The sequence below is a fragment of the Sinimarinibacterium flocculans genome (assembly GCF_003201205.1).
Classification (GTDB): Bacteria; Pseudomonadota; Gammaproteobacteria; order Nevskiales; family Nevskiaceae; genus Solimonas; species Solimonas flocculans.
In genome coordinates, this window is record NZ_QICN01000001.1 from 479,999 (window position 1) to 494,389 (window position 14,391).

The 14,391-nt window shown below is 68.4% G+C and carries 16 protein-coding genes and 2 tRNA genes; 7 read left to right on the plus strand and 11 right to left on the minus strand.

Features of this window, described 5'->3' with window-relative positions; translation table 11 throughout:
• The first annotated feature begins 63 nt into the window (after window positions 1-63).
• Window positions 64-1,341, plus strand: coding sequence for a glycerophosphodiester phosphodiesterase family protein (locus tag C8D93_RS02120; RefSeq protein WP_110263500.1), 1,278 nt, complete (start codon window positions 64-66; stop codon window positions 1,339-1,341).
• 6 nt (window positions 1,342-1,347) lie between these two features.
• Here the strand turns inward: C8D93_RS02120 and C8D93_RS02125 are convergent, their stop codons facing one another.
• From C8D93_RS02125 to C8D93_RS02160, 8 genes are all read right to left on the minus strand, one after another.
• The gene (locus C8D93_RS02125; protein ID WP_110263501.1) at window positions 1,348-1,749 is read right to left on the minus strand and encodes an NINE protein; all 402 of its coding nucleotides are present in this window, start codon (window positions 1,747-1,749) and stop codon (window positions 1,348-1,350) included.
• Between the two features lie 57 nt (window positions 1,750-1,806).
• A complete protein-coding gene (locus tag C8D93_RS02130; protein WP_110263829.1) occupies window positions 1,807-2,424 on the minus strand; it encodes a class I SAM-dependent methyltransferase in 618 nt (205 codons plus the stop codon).
• 28 nt (window positions 2,425-2,452) lie between these two features.
• On the minus strand, window positions 2,453-3,151 hold the full coding sequence (locus C8D93_RS02135) for a peptidoglycan DD-metalloendopeptidase family protein (protein WP_110263502.1): 699 nt from the start codon (window positions 3,149-3,151) through the stop codon (window positions 2,453-2,455).
• The gene (locus tag C8D93_RS02140; protein WP_110263503.1) at window positions 3,148-4,227 is read right to left on the minus strand and encodes a M14 family zinc carboxypeptidase; all 1,080 of its coding nucleotides are present in this window, start codon (window positions 4,225-4,227) and stop codon (window positions 3,148-3,150) included. Before C8D93_RS02140 ends, C8D93_RS02135 begins: the two co-directional genes overlap by 4 nt.
• 34 nt (window positions 4,228-4,261) lie before the next feature.
• The gene (locus tag C8D93_RS02145) at window positions 4,262-4,930 is read right to left on the minus strand and encodes a glutathione S-transferase family protein (RefSeq protein WP_110263504.1); all 669 of its coding nucleotides are present in this window, start codon (window positions 4,928-4,930) and stop codon (window positions 4,262-4,264) included.
• Between the two features lie 16 nt (window positions 4,931-4,946).
• Window positions 4,947-5,399, minus strand: coding sequence for a hypothetical protein (locus C8D93_RS02150; protein WP_110263505.1), 453 nt, complete (start codon window positions 5,397-5,399; stop codon window positions 4,947-4,949).
• On the minus strand, window positions 5,386-5,754 hold the full coding sequence (locus C8D93_RS02155) for a hypothetical protein (protein WP_110263506.1): 369 nt from the start codon (window positions 5,752-5,754) through the stop codon (window positions 5,386-5,388). Before C8D93_RS02155 ends, C8D93_RS02150 begins: the two co-directional genes overlap by 14 nt.
• A 151-nt stretch (window positions 5,755-5,905) precedes the next feature.
• A complete protein-coding gene (locus tag C8D93_RS02160; protein ID WP_146216481.1) occupies window positions 5,906-6,322 on the minus strand; it encodes a hypothetical protein in 417 nt (138 codons plus the stop codon).
• Window positions 6,323-6,513: 191 nt separating this feature from the next.
• Here C8D93_RS02160 and C8D93_RS02165 point away from each other — a divergent pair, with 191 nt between their 5' ends.
• Both C8D93_RS02165 and C8D93_RS02170 read left to right on the plus strand, forming a co-directional pair.
• Window positions 6,514-7,446: a DUF4382 domain-containing protein gene (locus C8D93_RS02165; RefSeq protein ID WP_170123854.1), complete on the plus strand. Its 933-nt coding sequence runs from the start codon at window positions 6,514-6,516 to the stop codon at window positions 7,444-7,446.
• Between the two features lie 71 nt (window positions 7,447-7,517).
• Window positions 7,518-8,336 carry an HAD family hydrolase gene (locus C8D93_RS02170; protein WP_110263509.1) on the plus strand — a complete coding sequence of 273 codons (819 nt, stop codon included), beginning with the start codon at window positions 7,518-7,520 and terminating at the stop codon, window positions 8,334-8,336.
• A 14-nt stretch (window positions 8,337-8,350) separates the two neighbouring features.
• Here the strand turns inward: C8D93_RS02170 and C8D93_RS02175 are convergent, their stop codons facing one another.
• Window positions 8,351-9,223: a DUF1295 domain-containing protein gene (locus C8D93_RS02175; protein ID WP_110263510.1), complete on the minus strand. Its 873-nt coding sequence runs from the start codon at window positions 9,221-9,223 to the stop codon at window positions 8,351-8,353.
• A gap of 88 nt (window positions 9,224-9,311) precedes the next feature.
• Window positions 9,312-9,857: an SRPBCC family protein gene (locus tag C8D93_RS02180; RefSeq protein ID WP_146216482.1), complete on the minus strand. Its 546-nt coding sequence runs from the start codon at window positions 9,855-9,857 to the stop codon at window positions 9,312-9,314.
• Window positions 9,858-9,994: 137 nt separating this feature from the next.
• Between C8D93_RS02180 and C8D93_RS02185 the strand changes: the two genes are divergently transcribed.
• The 4 genes from C8D93_RS02185 to C8D93_RS02200 all read left to right on the plus strand — a co-directional run bounded on the left by C8D93_RS02185 (window position 9,995) and on the right by C8D93_RS02200 (window position 13,485).
• Window positions 9,995-10,070, plus strand: a tRNA-His gene (locus C8D93_RS02185).
• 27 nt (window positions 10,071-10,097) lie between these two features.
• A tRNA-Lys gene (locus C8D93_RS02190) sits at window positions 10,098-10,172 on the plus strand.
• A 75-nt stretch (window positions 10,173-10,247) separates the two neighbouring features.
• Window positions 10,248-12,167: a SurA N-terminal domain-containing protein gene (locus C8D93_RS02195; RefSeq protein ID WP_110263512.1), complete on the plus strand. Its 1,920-nt coding sequence runs from the start codon at window positions 10,248-10,250 to the stop codon at window positions 12,165-12,167.
• 70 nt (window positions 12,168-12,237) lie between these two features.
• Entirely contained in the window at window positions 12,238-13,485 is a 1,248-nt protein-coding gene (locus C8D93_RS02200) for a dicarboxylate/amino acid:cation symporter (RefSeq protein WP_110263513.1), read from the plus strand.
• A gap of 3 nt (window positions 13,486-13,488) precedes the next feature.
• Here C8D93_RS02200 and C8D93_RS02205 read toward each other — a convergent pair whose 3' ends face one another.
• Window positions 13,489-14,286 carry an enoyl-ACP reductase FabI gene (locus tag C8D93_RS02205; RefSeq protein ID WP_110263514.1) on the minus strand — a complete coding sequence of 266 codons (798 nt, stop codon included), beginning with the start codon at window positions 14,284-14,286 and terminating at the stop codon, window positions 13,489-13,491.
• Window positions 14,287-14,391: the final 105 nt, after the last annotated feature.

Sequence of the window (14,391 nt, forward strand, 5' to 3'; positions counted from 1 at the left end):
ACAGTCGACCGGGACACTGCAGCGGCCGGTCCGGGAGACGGACCTCCACGGAAGGAGCACGGCATGCGCAAGCGCAGGAAGGTGAGAGGGCTGTTGTCGGCCATTGTCGCGCTGTGCGCGGCATGGGCCCCGGGGTCCGCGACGGCGGGCGGCGATCACGGTCAGGCAGGGACCGCGGTCGAACTCGGGCCACGACCGTTCCATCTGGTCGAGGACATGGACGACAGTCCGCTCAAGCGCCGGCTGCAGCAGTGCGCGAAGCGACCGTCGCGGCGTAGCGACTTCTCGATTGCGCATCGCGGCGCCCCGCTGCAGTTTCCGGAGCACACGCGCGAGTTCTACGAAGCTGCCATCCGCATGGGGGCCGGCATCGTCGAGTGCGACGTGACGTTCACCGCGGACCGTGAGCTGGTCTGCCGGCATTCGCAGTGCGATCTGCACACGACGACCGACATCCTGGCGAGACCGGACCTGGCGGCGAAGTGCTCGGCGCCGTTCGTGCCCGCCGAGTTCGATCCGGCGACCGGCGAGCGCACCCGCGCGGCATCGGCGCGCTGCTGCACCAGCGACATCACGCTGGCCGAGTTCAGGACGCTGTGCGGCAAGATGGACGCGGCGAACCCGGATGCGACGAGCGTCGCCCAGTACCTCGACGGGACGGCCCGCTGGCGCACGGACCTGTACGCCGGCTGCGGTACGCTGATGACACATGCCGAGAGCATCGCGCTGTTCCGGCGCCACGGCGTGAAGATGACGCCGGAGCTCAAGGAGCCGTCGGTGCCGATGCCGTACCAGGGCGACTACACCCAGCAGCAGTACGCGCAGCAGATGATCGACGAGTACCGCGCCGCCGGCGTGCGTCCGCGCGAGGTGTTCCCGCAGTCCTTCCGCATCGAGGACGTGCGGTACTGGATCGAGCACGAGCCGCTGTTCGGACGCCAGGCGGTCTATCTCGACGGCCGCGTCGACGATCCTGCCTTCGTCGCCACGCTCGAGGACTTCCAGGCGCTGGCCGCGCAGGGCGTGCGCATCGTCGCGCCGCCGATGTGGGCGCTGGTAACGCTCGACGAATCGCAGCGGATCGTGCCGTCCGGGTACGCACAACTAGCGCGTCTGGCGGGGCTCGACATCATTGCCTGGAGCTTCGAGCGTACCGGTCCGATCGCGGACATGATCCCCGAGGGGCGCCAGTACTACTTCCAGAGCGTCGCTGAGGTGATGGACAACGACGGCGACGCGATCGAGGTGCTCGACGTGCTGGCGCGCGAGGTCGGCATCATCGGCATTTTCTCGGATTGGCCGGCGACGGTCACGCACTACGCCAACTGCATGCGCCTGTGAGGCGGATCAGGGGGCGATCGCGGCGTTGCGTTCGTCGATCTGCTCGTTGAGCGTCCAGTAGTCGTAGAGGATGCCGAGCCCGAAGACGCCGACCGTGAGCAGGTACAGGATTCCGGTGATCCACTTGCCCTGGTAGAAGCGGTGGATGCCGAAGATGCCGAGGAAGGTCAGCAGGATCCAGGCGACGGAGTAGTTGATAGGGCCGCCGCGGTAGCGGCGGTCGGCGTCGCGGTCCATCCCCGGGATCAGGAACAGGTCGACGATCCAGCCGATGAACAGCAGGCCGAGCGTGAAGAACCAGATCGTGCCAGTGATCTGGCGGCCGTAGTAGAACCGGTGGGCGCCCATGAATCCGAAGATCCACAGGGCGTAGCCGACCGGCATGTGGTGGGTGTTGTGCTGGCTCATTCGCTCGTTCTCCGTCGGCCTTGGATGCCCGAAGGGCCGTTTGCGTTTGCACGCGCCTCAGGCGGCGTGCGCGACACCCGAGTAGACGTAGGTCATCGGCTTCGGCCCCTTGAGGTAGCGGTGTGCGAGTTCGCCGATGCGGAATCCGCCGGCCTCGATCAGGGCCGGGATGTCGCGGTTCAGGTGGCAGCCGCCGGCGATCGGTTTCCACACCGGTGTCAGCCGGTGCTGCCAGCGGCGGACACCGTCATCCGGCGCGAGACCGTGTTCGCAGAACAGCAGCTCGCCGCCAGGCTTGAGCACGCGGCGCATCTCGGCCAGCGCCGGTACCGGATCGGGAATCGTGCACAGCGTGAACGTGCAGACGACGCTGTCGTAGCTGGCGTCCGCGGCGCCGATCTGCTCGATCACCAGCGGCACCGTGTCCACCGGAATGCCGATGCCCTGCGCCCGCCGGCGCGCCTTGGTCTGGATCTCGGCCGAGGGATCGACGCCGAAGATGTGCTCGACCTTGTGCGCGTCGTAGAACTCCAGGTTCAGGCCGCTGCCGATGCCGATCTCCAGCACGCGCCCGCGTGCGCGCGGCACGATCTGCGAACGTGCCTTCATGATCTCGCCGAGGCCGCAGGCGCAGTCGATCACGTGCGGCAGGATGTAGCGGTCGTAAAAGCCCATGAACGTCTCCCGGTATGCGCCGTGCACTTTACGGGCTGTGGCTGCGCAGTGCAGCGATGCGCAGCAGCAGGTTGGGGTCCGGGCAGTTCGCAAGCCAGCGTTCGCGCTCGCCGGCCTCGCAGACGCCGGGGTAGTCACCGGTGCGCCCCTCGAGATCGATGACGATCTGGAAGTGCAGGTGCGGCGGCCAGCCGACGTTCTCGCCGGGTTCGCCGAGTGCGCCGATGCGCTCGCCGGCGCCGACGACCTGACCGGGGCGCAGCGTCGACAGGCCGGCGCGCGCCAGGTGCCCGTAGAGGGTGTGGAAGCGCCAGCCGTCGATCTCGTGTGCGAAGACGAGGGTCGGGCCGTAGTCGCCGAAGGTGCGGTTGTCGGCGAGGCTGTGCAGCCTGCCGTCGAGCACGGCGTGAACCGGCGTGCCGGCGGCGGCCCACAGATCGACACCGAGATGAATCGTCCGCCAGCGGCCATCGGCCCGACGGAACAGGGGACTCAGGCGGTAGAGCGCGCGGTCTTCGGCGTACCCGCCGGCGGCGCAGCGAACCGCGGCGGCGTGCATCTGCGCCTGCACCCAGGTACCGAAGCGCTCGAGGTCGAGCGGATCGAACGCCCCCAGTGCCGCGTTGCCGGCGCTCAGGTCGAGTGCCACGACGCCGGCGGCATCGAGATCGAAACCGAAGGGACTGGCGGTCGGAGCCTGCGCGAGGCTGCGCTGCAGCGGCGTCACGAGCCGGTGGCCTGCAGGTTGCGGTCGAGCGGCTGCGGGCCGTACCAGTAGGCGAAGGCCGACTCGTAGAGCATCGTGCGCAGTTCGGGGGGCGGACGCCAGCGCTCGTGCGAGATCGCGGCGCGGATCATGAAATCGAAGAAGGTGAGGTGGGTGCGCAGGATGCGCTGGTGCCGGTGCGGCGCGATCGGGTTGAAGATGCCGAGCACCGAGAAGATCTGCGCCGGGCTCTTCTTGACCCAGAGCCAGGAACCCATCTCCAGCGTCAGCGGAATGAAGGGCCGGTCGCTGCCGAGCTTGGCACGGTCGTAGAGGTAGTCCCAGAGATCGCCGTGCGTCGTGTACTGGCGCGCCTGCGGTTCGATCACGTAGATGCTGTGATAGGGATGCGTGGTGCGGAACATCGTGCGCAGCGCGTAGATCTCCGGCAGGCAGTCGATCGGCCGGCGCGACCGTGCGTACGGGAACCAGATGCGGTCCTTGGTGCCGAAGCCGGAGTGGCAATCGATCGACAGGCTGAAGGCATGCGGCAGCAGGCGCTGCTCGACGACCTCGCACAACACCTGGGCCTCCGGCTGCATCGGGGCATCCCGGCGGCCGCGATACCAGGGCAGCGCCGAGGTCAGGCGCTGACCGCCGAGCAGCCAGGAGACGTCATGGTCGGCGTCGACGGGCGCGTTGCGCATCAGGTCGACGCCGGCCGGATTGCTGCGCGTGCGGCGGCGCATGCCGCCGGGATTGACCAGCGGCACGAAGACCAGGCGTACGCGTTCGAGCATGTGCCGCAGCGACTCGTCCCAGTGCAGGCGCTCGATGAGCGTTTGCAGGAACGCGATCAGTACCTGGGCGCCGATGCGCTCGACGCCGTGGATGCCGCCGAAGAAACCGACGGCCGGCGCGCGCGGATCCGTCGTGCCCAGCTCCAGGCAGTGCAACGGCAGGCGTTCCTTGCCGAGGACGACCTCGTGCAGCACTTCGCTGCGCAGCAGTCCGTCCGCGCGACGGATCAGTGCGCGGATGGCATCGAGTTCCGGGAAGTCGCCGGTGCTGAACGGGCGGGGGAGCAGCTGCGCCATGCCGGCATCTTAGAACGGCCGCATGACAAACGCGTCAGCGCAGCAGCTCGTAGGGGCCGCCCTTCTGCAGGGCCCGCTGGTACGCCGGGCGCGCGTGAATGCGTTCGAGGAAGGCCGCGATCCGCGGATACTCGTCGATGCCGCCGGCACGCGACGCCGCGGCCTCCAGCGGAAAGCTCATCTGCACGTCGGCGGCGGTGAAATCCTCGCCCGCGAACCAGGTGCTGCGGCCGAGTTCCGACTCGACGTAGTCCAGATGCAGCCGGGTGTTCGGGCCGAGAAACTGGCGATGCACCGCCTTGACGATACCGGCGGCGATCGGCCGGATCAGCATGGGGCTTCCCGGAACGATGCGGTTGAAGATCAGGGTCATCACCATCAGGGGCATCAGCGAGCCCTCGGCATAGTGCAGCCAGTAGCTGTAGCGAAGGCGGGCGTCGCTGCCGGCCGCCGGTGCCAGCCGGCCGCTGCCGTGGCGGTCGACCAGGTATTCGATGATCGCGCCGGTCTCGGCGACTACGCGCTCGCCGTCGCTGATCACCGGCGACTTGCCCAGCGGATGCACGTTCTTCAGCGACGCCGGTGCCAGCATGGTCTTGGCGTCGCGCTCGTAACGCTCGACGCGGTAGTCGATGCCCAGTTCCTCGAGCAGCCAGAGGACGCGTTGCGAGCGGGAGTTGTTGAGATGGTGGACGGTGATCACGTGGGTTTTCCTGTTGTCAGTCGTGGTCGTCGCGGCCGCTGACCCCGGGGTCGCGTTCGGTGCGCAGCCCGAGGGCGCTGCGGGTCGCCTGACCGGACAGGCGGTTGACGCCGCGGATGGTGCCGTAGACGGCGTTGGCGATGACATCGTGGGCCTGGCGCACGACGCGCGTCGTGTCCCGCGTCGCCGGCAGGGCTTCGAGCAGGCCGAACGGAATCGCCGCGATGCCGAAATGGACCTGGCGAACGGCCTGCGTGCCGACGTCGACCGCGGTTTCGGTCAGCTGCTGCGCTTCGGCCAGTTGTCGCTGCTGTTCGATGCGGCGGCGCAGCTCGATCAGCAGGGCTCCGCTGCGACGCAGACTGTCGGCAAGGCCTTCGATGGCGCGGGTGTCTGCGGTGCTGCGTCGCCAGACCTCGGCGCTCAGCGCGATCGCGAGCAGGCCCAGCACCGCGTCAACCCAGACCATGGATGCGCACCTCCGCCTGTACGCCGTGCTCGCCGAGCTGCTGCCGCAGCATCTCGGCCGCGCGTTGATAGACGAGCCGGCGGATCAGCCCGGGCGCGACGCGACCGAGCGGCCCGGCCAGCGGCGATTCCTGGCTCGCGAGTTCCACCGGGTTGAGGATTTCGATGGTGATCAGGGCGCCGCCGGTATTCAGCAGGGTGGCGGCATCCGGCGGCAGCGCATTCCAGCTGCGGGCCAGCACGGTCTGGTCGCGGGCCAGCGTCGCCAGCAGGCGTTGCTGCTGGTGCGCGCGCCGCCACAGCAGCAACAGGCTCGCGATCAGCGCGACGAGCACGAGTACGATGAACATCTGCATGGGGGAGCCGTCATCCGGCGCAGGACTGCGGCCACGCTAGCGATTGTGCCTTGCCACCGCAAGCCGCAACGCTGGCAGCGCCGGGTCGCACCGTATCAGTCCTGGCGGCGCCGGCCGGGGCGCGGTCGGCTTCACGGCGCGGCGACGGCAGTCAGCGGCCGCCGAGCACGAGCGTCGCGCGCTCGACATCCTTCGGACGTACCCAGAACACGGCCCCGTAGCGCTCGGCGCCGGCGGCGATCGCATCGATCTGCGTGATGTTGATGCCGGCCGTCCCCAGACGCTCGGCGAGCTTGACCAGCGCGCCGGCGCGGTCCTTGCCCTGGGCGAGAAAACCCGTCCGCTTCTTCGACAGGCGCCAGCCGAACTGCTTGGCGAGTGCTTCGAGCCAGGCGGCATCTTCGGGGATCAGTTCGACCTGCGACGTTCCGGATGCCGCCGGAAAGGCGGTGAGGGCGAGCAGGTTGATGCCGTGCTTCTTCAGGGTCTTCAGCAGGTGCGAGCCGTCACCCGGTTTGTCGCGGTGATGCAGGACGTACTTGTTCACCCGACGGATGCCCTTGGCCATCAGCATGCTCCTGAACGGATTCGCCGAAGCAGAAAAGCACAAATCCCCGGTACGCGCCAGCGCATCGCGGGCGGGCGGCTCGCGATCAGCGCCCATTCAGTCCGGCGCCGTCACACTGCATGGGTTCGACGTTCAGGGAAGCGTCGGACCGGGAGCTCCCCGAAAAAACGGTTCAATCCAGCAGGATCACCATGACAAGGATACTGGCAACCACGACGCTGGCCCTGTTGCTCGCCGCCTGCGGCAGCGACGGTGGCGGCGATTCCGGACCGGCGAAGCTGTCGCTCTCGGTCACCGACGCACCGGTCGATTCGGCCGAGGCCGTCGTCGTCTCGTTCACCGGTGTCGAGTTGTTCCCGAGCGGCGGCGGCGATGTCGTCGGCTTCGAGTTCGACCCGCCGCTGTCGATCGACCTGCTGGCGCTGCAAGGCGACAACAGCGCCTTCCTGATCGAGGACGCGGATATCGAGGCCGGCGTCTACGACGAGGTCCGTCTGATCATCGACACAGAGAACGCCAGCTGCAACAACCTCGTGGCGCCCTTCGCCTCGTACATCCGCATCGACGGCACCGACTATCCGCTGACCGTGCCCAGCGGCGGCGCCTCGGGACTGAAGATCTCCGGGCCGATCACCGCGGCCGCAGGCGGCCGTGCGGACTACACGATCGATTTCGATCTGCGCCGCTCGATCGCCGAGCGCGGCGCCACCGGTTGCTACAACCTGCGCCCGGTGCTGCGCGTCGTCGACAACGCCGAGGTCGGCTCCCTGTTCGGCACCGTCGATCCGGCATTGCTCGCCGATTCCACGTGTACGGCCGATCCGGTCACCGGCCGCGGCGCGGCGGTGTACGTGTTCGAGGGCAGCGGTATCGAGCCGGATGATATCGACGGCACGGATCCGGAGCCGCTGACGTCGGCGCTGCTGGCGCCTGTCGAGGGCGGAGGGCTCGCGTACGAGGTGGGCTTCCTGCTCGCCGGCGACTACACCGTTGCCCTGAGCTGCCAGGCCGGAGAGGACGAGGCCGCGACCGACGACGAGATCGCCTTCGCGGTGACCGTGGACGTTGCCGTCGAGGCGGACGCCGCGACGGAGCAGAACTTCACCGTCACGCCGGCGCCGTAGCGTCGAGACCGGTGTAAACCGGCGGGCCGGCGTCTCATGAGACGCCGGCCCGTTTTCGTTAGGCTGTGACCATGAGCATCCTGCAGCTGCCGCATGCACCGCCGCGCGTCCTGCTGTTCGACTGGCATGCCACCCTGGTCGACACCATGGATGCGATGTACTACGCGCTGGACGATGTGCTGCCGCGCTTGGTCGGGCTGGGGCTGATCGAGCGGCTGGTGCCGCCGGGACAGTCGAAGACGATCGAGGACGCGCGGCTGGTCAAGTACGTGCGCGAGCATGCGCGCCTGCATCCGAAGATCCGGGCCGAGCGCCGGATCTCGCGCACCGACATCTTCGAACTGCTGTTCGGCGACGACCAGGAGGCGAAGGCGATCGCCCACGCCGAGTTCGACCGCAGCTACGAGCGGCATTTCGGTCTGGTCCGGCCGATGGAGCGGGATGCGCGCGCGCAGCTGGAAGCGCTGCGTGCCCTGGGTATCCGGCTCGGCGTGCTGTCCAACCGCAGTCGCCGCTTCATGGCGCACGAGATCTACACCGTCGACGGCAGTGGCTGGCACGAGCTGTTCGACACCATGGTCTGCGGCGACGACGTCGAGCGGCGCAAGCCGCATCCCGACCTCATCCGCAAGGCACTGGCCGATCTCGGCGCGGCGACCGACGAAGGCTGCTGGTACGTGGGCGACAGCACGACCGACATCACGGCGGCGAAGCGCGCCGGCGTGACGGCCGTGTTCTACAACGGCGCCGGATGGGACCGGCACTGGCTGGACCGGATCTTTCCCGGCACCGACCGCCATCCGCACCGTCCGGACGCCGTGGTCGCCGACCTCGGCGAGCTGGTCGCACTGGCCCGGCGCTTCCTGGATGCCGTGGCCGCCGCCGGCTGATCGGGGGCGCCGCTTCAGCGCGCGGGGCGGGGCCAGGGCAGCAGTGCCGGCACGCGGCGCATGTGCTCGGCATAGCCCGGCCGGCGCTCGACGCTGCGCCGGTCCATGAAGGGAATGCTGGCGAACGCGAACATCCCGGTCATCGTCAGCGCGCCGGGAACGATCCACCACCACTGCGACGGCGCCGCCGCCAGGCCGAACAGCATCAGGCCCCACCAGAAGCCGAGTTCGCCGAGGTAGTTCGGGTGGCGCGACCAGCGCCACAGTCCACTGGTGATGAACGCGCCGGCCTGTTTGCGGGCGATGAAGGCGTGCAGCTGCAGGTCGGCCACCGTCTCGATCAGGATCGCGCCGAGCGTCACCGCCAGCGCCAGCGCATCGAGCGCGCCGAAGCCCGCGTGTCCGCGGCTCATCACCGCGTAGACGGGCAGGCAGCCGAGGAACACCTGGATCGTCGGGAACACGTGGATGCCCGCCAGGTCCGCCCACAGTGCCGCGCGGCCGGCGCGCTCGCGGACCAGCGGATAGCGCCAGTCCTCGTGATGCAGCCCGCCCCAGTGCACGGCCCAGTTGGCCGTCAGGCGCAGACCCCACAACCACACCAGTGCGATGACCAGCCACGCGCGCACGGGGTCGATCCCGCTGGCGGCATGGCTCCAGTACCAGTACAGCGCGAACAGCGGCGGCAGCACGCTCCAGTACGCGTCGTAGAAGCTCGAGTTCCGGTAGGCGCGGGAGAACGCGAAGATCACCAGCGTGGCCACGAGGTCCGCCACGAACAGGTCCCAGGGCTGCGGCAGTTCGACCGCCAGCAGGGCTGCGGCCCCTGCGGCCAGACACAGCGCATATGCGATCACGATGGCCGCGTAGTCACGCCTGCCTGCCATGTGCCAAGCCCCCGAATGGTCGAGGCTCGACGCTAGCGACTGTCCCCGGCGGCAGCCTCGTCACAGCGGACGAGGCCGCGAGCCGTCGTCAGGGACGCGCCGCCTCGCGCAGAAAGCGCGCCAGGCCGCCGAGTTGCACCGACTGGACCTCGTCCACCACCGGCGCGAACTCGGCCAGATCGTCCGGCGAGTACCCGCCGACGCGGTAGTACAGGGTGATGCGCGTGCCGCCGTCGATGGCCTCGAAACGCCAGTCGAGCGCGCCGTGCAGGCCCATGCCCTGCAGCGGGCCGAGGCCGCCGGTCATGCGCAGGAGCCTGCCCGGATCGGCGAAGCTCACGCGCATGTGCGCGGCCTGGCGCGCGCCGTCGATCTCGCAGAAGCAGCCGCCCGCGCGCGGCTCGATCGACAGCCGGGCGGCGTCCCCCCACCAGGTGTGGTCCGCCGGCCACCAGCGGCCCACGTCCTCGACGAGGGCGCGGAAGGCCACGTCCGGTGGGACCGGGACGGTCTCGACGTTCTCGATGGTGAAGCCCTGCGGCGAGCTGTCGAGGACCGCGCCGTTGGCCACCGTCGCCGACAAGGATGTGCCCACGCCTGCCAGCATCAGCGCCGCCATTTTCGTAAGGTGCATCGTCGATCTCCCTGCCGGTTTCGGGTGCCGGCATCGTCGCTGCCGGCGGGGTTCGCGGCCAGACCTGTTGACGCCGTAACAGTTTTGCTATGATTCGCGCCCCTGAGCGGGACCCGGTCGGGGAAATGCTCGCGATGGTGACCGTAGCTCAGTCGGTAGAGTCCCAGATTGTGATTCTGGTTGTCGCGGGTTCGAGCCCCGTCGGTCACCCCACTTTCAAGGCAATTGCGTACGAAGTTCGGGCTGCTAGCTCAATGGTAGAGCAGCTGACTCTTAATCAGTAGGTTCGGGGTTCGAGTCCCTGGCAGCCCACCACTACGCAAGTTCCAGCAAGCCCGGCGGATACCGGGCTTTGTCGTTTATGTGCGCCGTACCGAGGACCATCGAAACATGCTGCAGCAGATTCGTGACCGTACGTCTGGGCTGATCGCAGGATTCATCGTTGCGCTCATCGCAATCCCCTTCGCGTTCTTCGGCATCGAGTCGCTGGCGCCGGGCGGCGGCGACCCGGTCGTGGCGGAGGTCGGCGACCAGAAGATCCACGAGTCGCAGTTCCGGCGGCAGTACGACCAGCGCTATCAGCAGCTGGTGCAGCTCATGGGCGAGAACTTCCGCGCCGACATGTTCGACCAGGAGCGCATGCGCGCCGCGGTGCTGCGTGACATGACGCAGGAGACGATGCTGCGGCAGTACACCGAGGACCGCGGCTATCGCGCCGACGATGCGACCCTGTTCAACGTGATTTCGGCGGAATCGGCGTTCCAGCGCGACGGCGAGTTCGACGGCCAGGCCTACCGCGATGCTCTGCAGCGTGCGGGCTTCACCGTCGAGCGCTACGAAAGCCAGCTGCGCGACAACATCGAGATGAACCAGATGCGTGAGGCGGTCGTCGATACCGCCTTCAGCACGCCGGTCGAGCGGACACTCGCCGCGAAGCTGCAGGCGCAGGAGCGCACGCTGCAGTACGCCGTCTTCGAGGTTGCGCGCTATCGCGACCGCGTGAGCGTGACCGACGAGCAGGTCGAAGCGCGCTACGAGCAGACCAAGGCCCGCTATATGGCGCCGGAGCGCCTGCGACTCGCCTATGTCGAGCTGGCGCTGGACAAGCTGCCGGACGTGGAGCCGCCCTCCGAGGATGTGCTCAAGGTGCTCTACGAGGGCGAGAAGGCCGGTCGCTTCACCACGCCCGAGGAGCGCAGCGCGCGGCACATTCTCGTCGGCTTCGGGGCCGACAAGGACGCCGCTAAGCAGAAGATCGAGGACCTGGCGAAGCAGCTCGCCGACGGCGCCGATTTCGCCGAGCTGGCGCGCGAGCACTCGGAGGACCCGGGGTCCAGCCAGGCCGGCGGAGACCTCGGCTGGGTGCGTCGCGGACAGATGGTCAAGGGCTTCGAGGATGCGTTGTTCGCACTCGACGAGGGCCAGACGAGCGCGCCGGTCGAGACCGAGTTCGGCTGGCACCTGATCCGTCTCGACGAACTCAAGCCGGCCACGGTCCGTGCCTTCGACGAAGAGGGCGTGCAGCAGTCGCTCAAGGAACTGTTCGCCGATCGCGAGCGTCAGCAGCGCTTCCAGGAGATGTCGGAGCGCCTGGAGCAGCTGGCCTTCGAGAACCCCGGCGCGCTCGAGCCGGTGGCCCAAGCGCTGGAGCTGCAGGTGCAGACGACCGACTGGTTCGAGCGCGGCAAGGGCAGCGGCATCGCGGCGGAGCCCAAGGTGGTCGAGGCGGCGTTCTCGCGTGAAGTGATCGAGGACGGCGAGAACAGCCAGCCGCTGAGCCTGGGCGGCAACCGCATCGTCGTCGTGCGCAAGGCCGAACACGAGCCGCCGCGGCAGAAGGCGCTCGACGAGGTGGCCGGACAGGTCCGTGCCGAGCTGGTCGACGAGGCCGCGCGCAAGCTCATCGAGCAGGAAGCGCAGGAAGTGCTCAACGCGGTCCGCGGCGGCACCGACTTCCAGGAGATCGTCAGCGCCAAGAACGGCGAGCTGCGCAACCCGGGCAAGATCCGCCGCGACAACGAGGAAGTGGAGGCTGCGGTCGTTGCCGCCGCATTCCGGCTGCCGCATCCGCAGGACGGCACGCCCTCGACCGGCGAGGCGCAGCTCGACAACGGCGGCAGGGCGGTGCTGCTGCTCAGCGCTGTCGACACGCCCGAGGATGCGCGCCTCAACGAAGTGCAGCAGCGGCGTCTGCGCGACCTCGCGGCCGGTGCGCAGTTCGGTGCCTACATGGAAGAGATCGAGACGCGGGTCGGCGTCGAGATCCGCGAGCGGCCGGACGACGCCGAAACGCCGCCGATCGACGGCTGAGCCCGCTCGTTGGCGGCACCGAGGCCGTTCGTGGTTCAATCGAACCCGGACGGCCTTCTTCGTTGCGCACATGAAACTTCACTGGCAGATCGCGCTCGCGCTGCTGGCTGCGATCGTTGCCGGTGCAGCCATCGGCGAGGCGCCATGGTTCATCGAGACCACCAGCTTCGTCGGCACGCTGTTTCTCAACGGCCTGAAGATGCTGATCGTGCCGCTGATCGTCGGCGCGATGATCAACGCGATTCTCGGCCTGAGTGCCGACAGCGGCAGCGTCTCGCGCATCGGCGGCAAGGCGGTCATCTTCTTCGCCGGGACCACGCTGGTCTCGGTGCTCACCGCACTGATCCTGCTCAACGTCATCGAGCCGGGCGTCATTGACGGCGAACCGGCCGGCGAACGCCTGGGCCTGTCTGCGGACACCGATCGCGTGCTCGCCAGCGTCGAGGATCGCGGTAGCGGCGATCTGTTCGAGGTGCTGCTGCGCATGGTGCCGCCGAACCTGATCGAGGCGGCTGCACGCACGGAGATGCTGGCGCTGATCTTCTTCAGCCTGCTGTACGGCTATTTCGCGTCGCGGCTTCCGCCGGAGATGGCGGATACCCAGCGGCGGTTCTGGGGCGGCCTGTACGAGGTGATGATCCGCATCACCGGCTGGGTGATGCGGTTCGCGCCGATCGGCGTTTTTGCCCTGGTCGGGCGCACCGTCGCCCAGACCGGGTGGGGCGCCCTCGAACCGCTGCTGCTGTTCTTCTGCTGCGTGCTGGCCGGCCTGCTGATCCAGACCTTCGTCTGGCTGCCGCTGCTGCTGCGGACGTTCTCGCTGTCGCCGAAGCGTTTCCTGCAGGCCATGGCGCCGGTGCTGCTGACGGCCTTTTCCACGAGTTCGTCCGCGGCGACGCTGCCGGTGAGCATCGACCACGTCAAGCGCAGCGGCGTATCCGACGGCATCGCCGGCTTCGTGCTGCCGCTGGGTGCGACGGTGAACATGAACGGCACCGCCCTCTACGAGTGCGCCGCCGCGATCTTCATCGCCCAGGCTTACGGCCTGGAGCTGAGCCTGGTGGCGCAGTTCACGATCGTGCTGCTGGCGCTGCTGACCTCGATCGGCGTCGCCGGCATCCCGTCGGCGAGCCTGGTGGCCATTGCCGTGATCCTGTCGGCGGTCGGCCTGCCGCTGGAGGGCGTCGGCCTGATTCTCGCCGTCGACCGCATTCTCGACATGTGCCGGACCGCCGTGAACGTGTTCGGCGACACCGTCTGCGCCGCCGTCATCGCACGGATGGAGAACGAACCGGTGCTGCGCGACGGCAGCGGCTGAAACTCAGCCCCTGTCCGCGCCGGGCAGCGTCATGCCCATGATGTTGTAGCCGGCATCGACGTAGAGGATCTCGCCGGTGATGCCGGATGCGAGGTCCGAGCACAGGAACGCGGCCGCGTTGCCGACTTCCTCGATGGTGACGTTGCGCTTGAGCGGCGAGGCTTCCTCGGCCGCCGAGAGCATGCCGCGAAAGCCGGTGATGCCGGCTGCCGCGAGGGTCTTGATCGGTCCGGCGGAAATGCCGTTGACGCGGATGCCCTGCTCGCCGAGATCGGCGGCCATGAAGCGCACGTTCGCTTCCAGCGATGCCTTGGCGGCGCCCATGACGTTGTACATCGGCACCGCGCGGACCGCGCCCAGGTAGGTCAGCGTCAGCAGCGAGGCCTTGCGGCCCTGCATCAGCGGGCGGGCAGCCTTGCCCAGCGCCGCGAACGAATAGCTCGAGATGTCGTGCGCGATGCGCGATCCTTCGCGCGTGACGGCATCGAGGTAGCGGCCTGCGAGCTGCTCGCGCGGTGCGAAGCCGATCGAGTGCACGAGCACGTCGAGCCCGCCCCATTGCCGCTGCAGCTCGCTCATCAGTTCATCGATCTGCGCGTCTTCGGCGACGTCCAGCGGAAGCACGATCTTCGAGCCGCACTCGGCGGCGAAGGCCTCGACACGGCTCTTGAGCCGGTCGTTCTGATAGGTGAAGGCCAGCTCGGCGCCCTCGCGATGGAAGGCTTCGGCGATGCCGGTGGCGATCGAACGATCACTGGCGACGCCGGTGATCAGGGCACGCTTGCCCGAAAGGAACCCCATGTGTCGTGCTCCGTGGCGCTATGGCGGGCGTAAGTTTCCGGTTTCCGGTCGCCGGTTTCCAGTCATGGAACCGCGTCCGGAAACCGGAGACCATCCGCCGGAAAC

Coding starts and splice junctions, on each gene's coding strand:
- C8D93_RS02180 (WP_146216482.1), bottom strand. CDS start 9,857: ATGCACCTTACGAAAATGGCGGCGCTGATGCTGGCAGGCGTGGGCACA.
- C8D93_RS02130 (WP_110263829.1), bottom strand. CDS start 2,424: ATGGGCTTTTACGACCGCTACATCCTGCCGCACGTGATCGACTGCGCC.
- C8D93_RS02155 (WP_110263506.1), bottom strand. CDS start 5,754: ATGCAGATGTTCATCGTACTCGTGCTCGTCGCGCTGATCGCGAGCCTG.
- C8D93_RS02120 (WP_110263500.1), top strand. CDS start 64: ATGCGCAAGCGCAGGAAGGTGAGAGGGCTGTTGTCGGCCATTGTCGCG.
- C8D93_RS02175 (WP_110263510.1), bottom strand. CDS start 9,223: ATGGCAGGCAGGCGTGACTACGCGGCCATCGTGATCGCATATGCGCTG.
- C8D93_RS02170 (WP_110263509.1), top strand. CDS start 7,518: ATGAGCATCCTGCAGCTGCCGCATGCACCGCCGCGCGTCCTGCTGTTC.
- C8D93_RS02140 (WP_110263503.1), bottom strand. CDS start 4,227: ATGGCGCAGCTGCTCCCCCGCCCGTTCAGCACCGGCGACTTCCCGGAA.
- C8D93_RS02205 (WP_110263514.1), bottom strand. CDS start 14,286: ATGGGGTTCCTTTCGGGCAAGCGTGCCCTGATCACCGGCGTCGCCAGT.
- C8D93_RS02200 (WP_110263513.1), top strand. CDS start 12,238: ATGAAACTTCACTGGCAGATCGCGCTCGCGCTGCTGGCTGCGATCGTT.
- C8D93_RS02165 (WP_170123854.1), top strand. CDS start 6,514: ATGACAAGGATACTGGCAACCACGACGCTGGCCCTGTTGCTCGCCGCC.
- C8D93_RS02150 (WP_110263505.1), bottom strand. CDS start 5,399: ATGGTCTGGGTTGACGCGGTGCTGGGCCTGCTCGCGATCGCGCTGAGC.
- C8D93_RS02125 (WP_110263501.1), bottom strand. CDS start 1,749: ATGAGCCAGCACAACACCCACCACATGCCGGTCGGCTACGCCCTGTGG.
- C8D93_RS02195 (WP_110263512.1), top strand. CDS start 10,248: ATGCTGCAGCAGATTCGTGACCGTACGTCTGGGCTGATCGCAGGATTC.
- C8D93_RS02160 (WP_146216481.1), bottom strand. CDS start 6,322: ATGGCCAAGGGCATCCGTCGGGTGAACAAGTACGTCCTGCATCACCGC.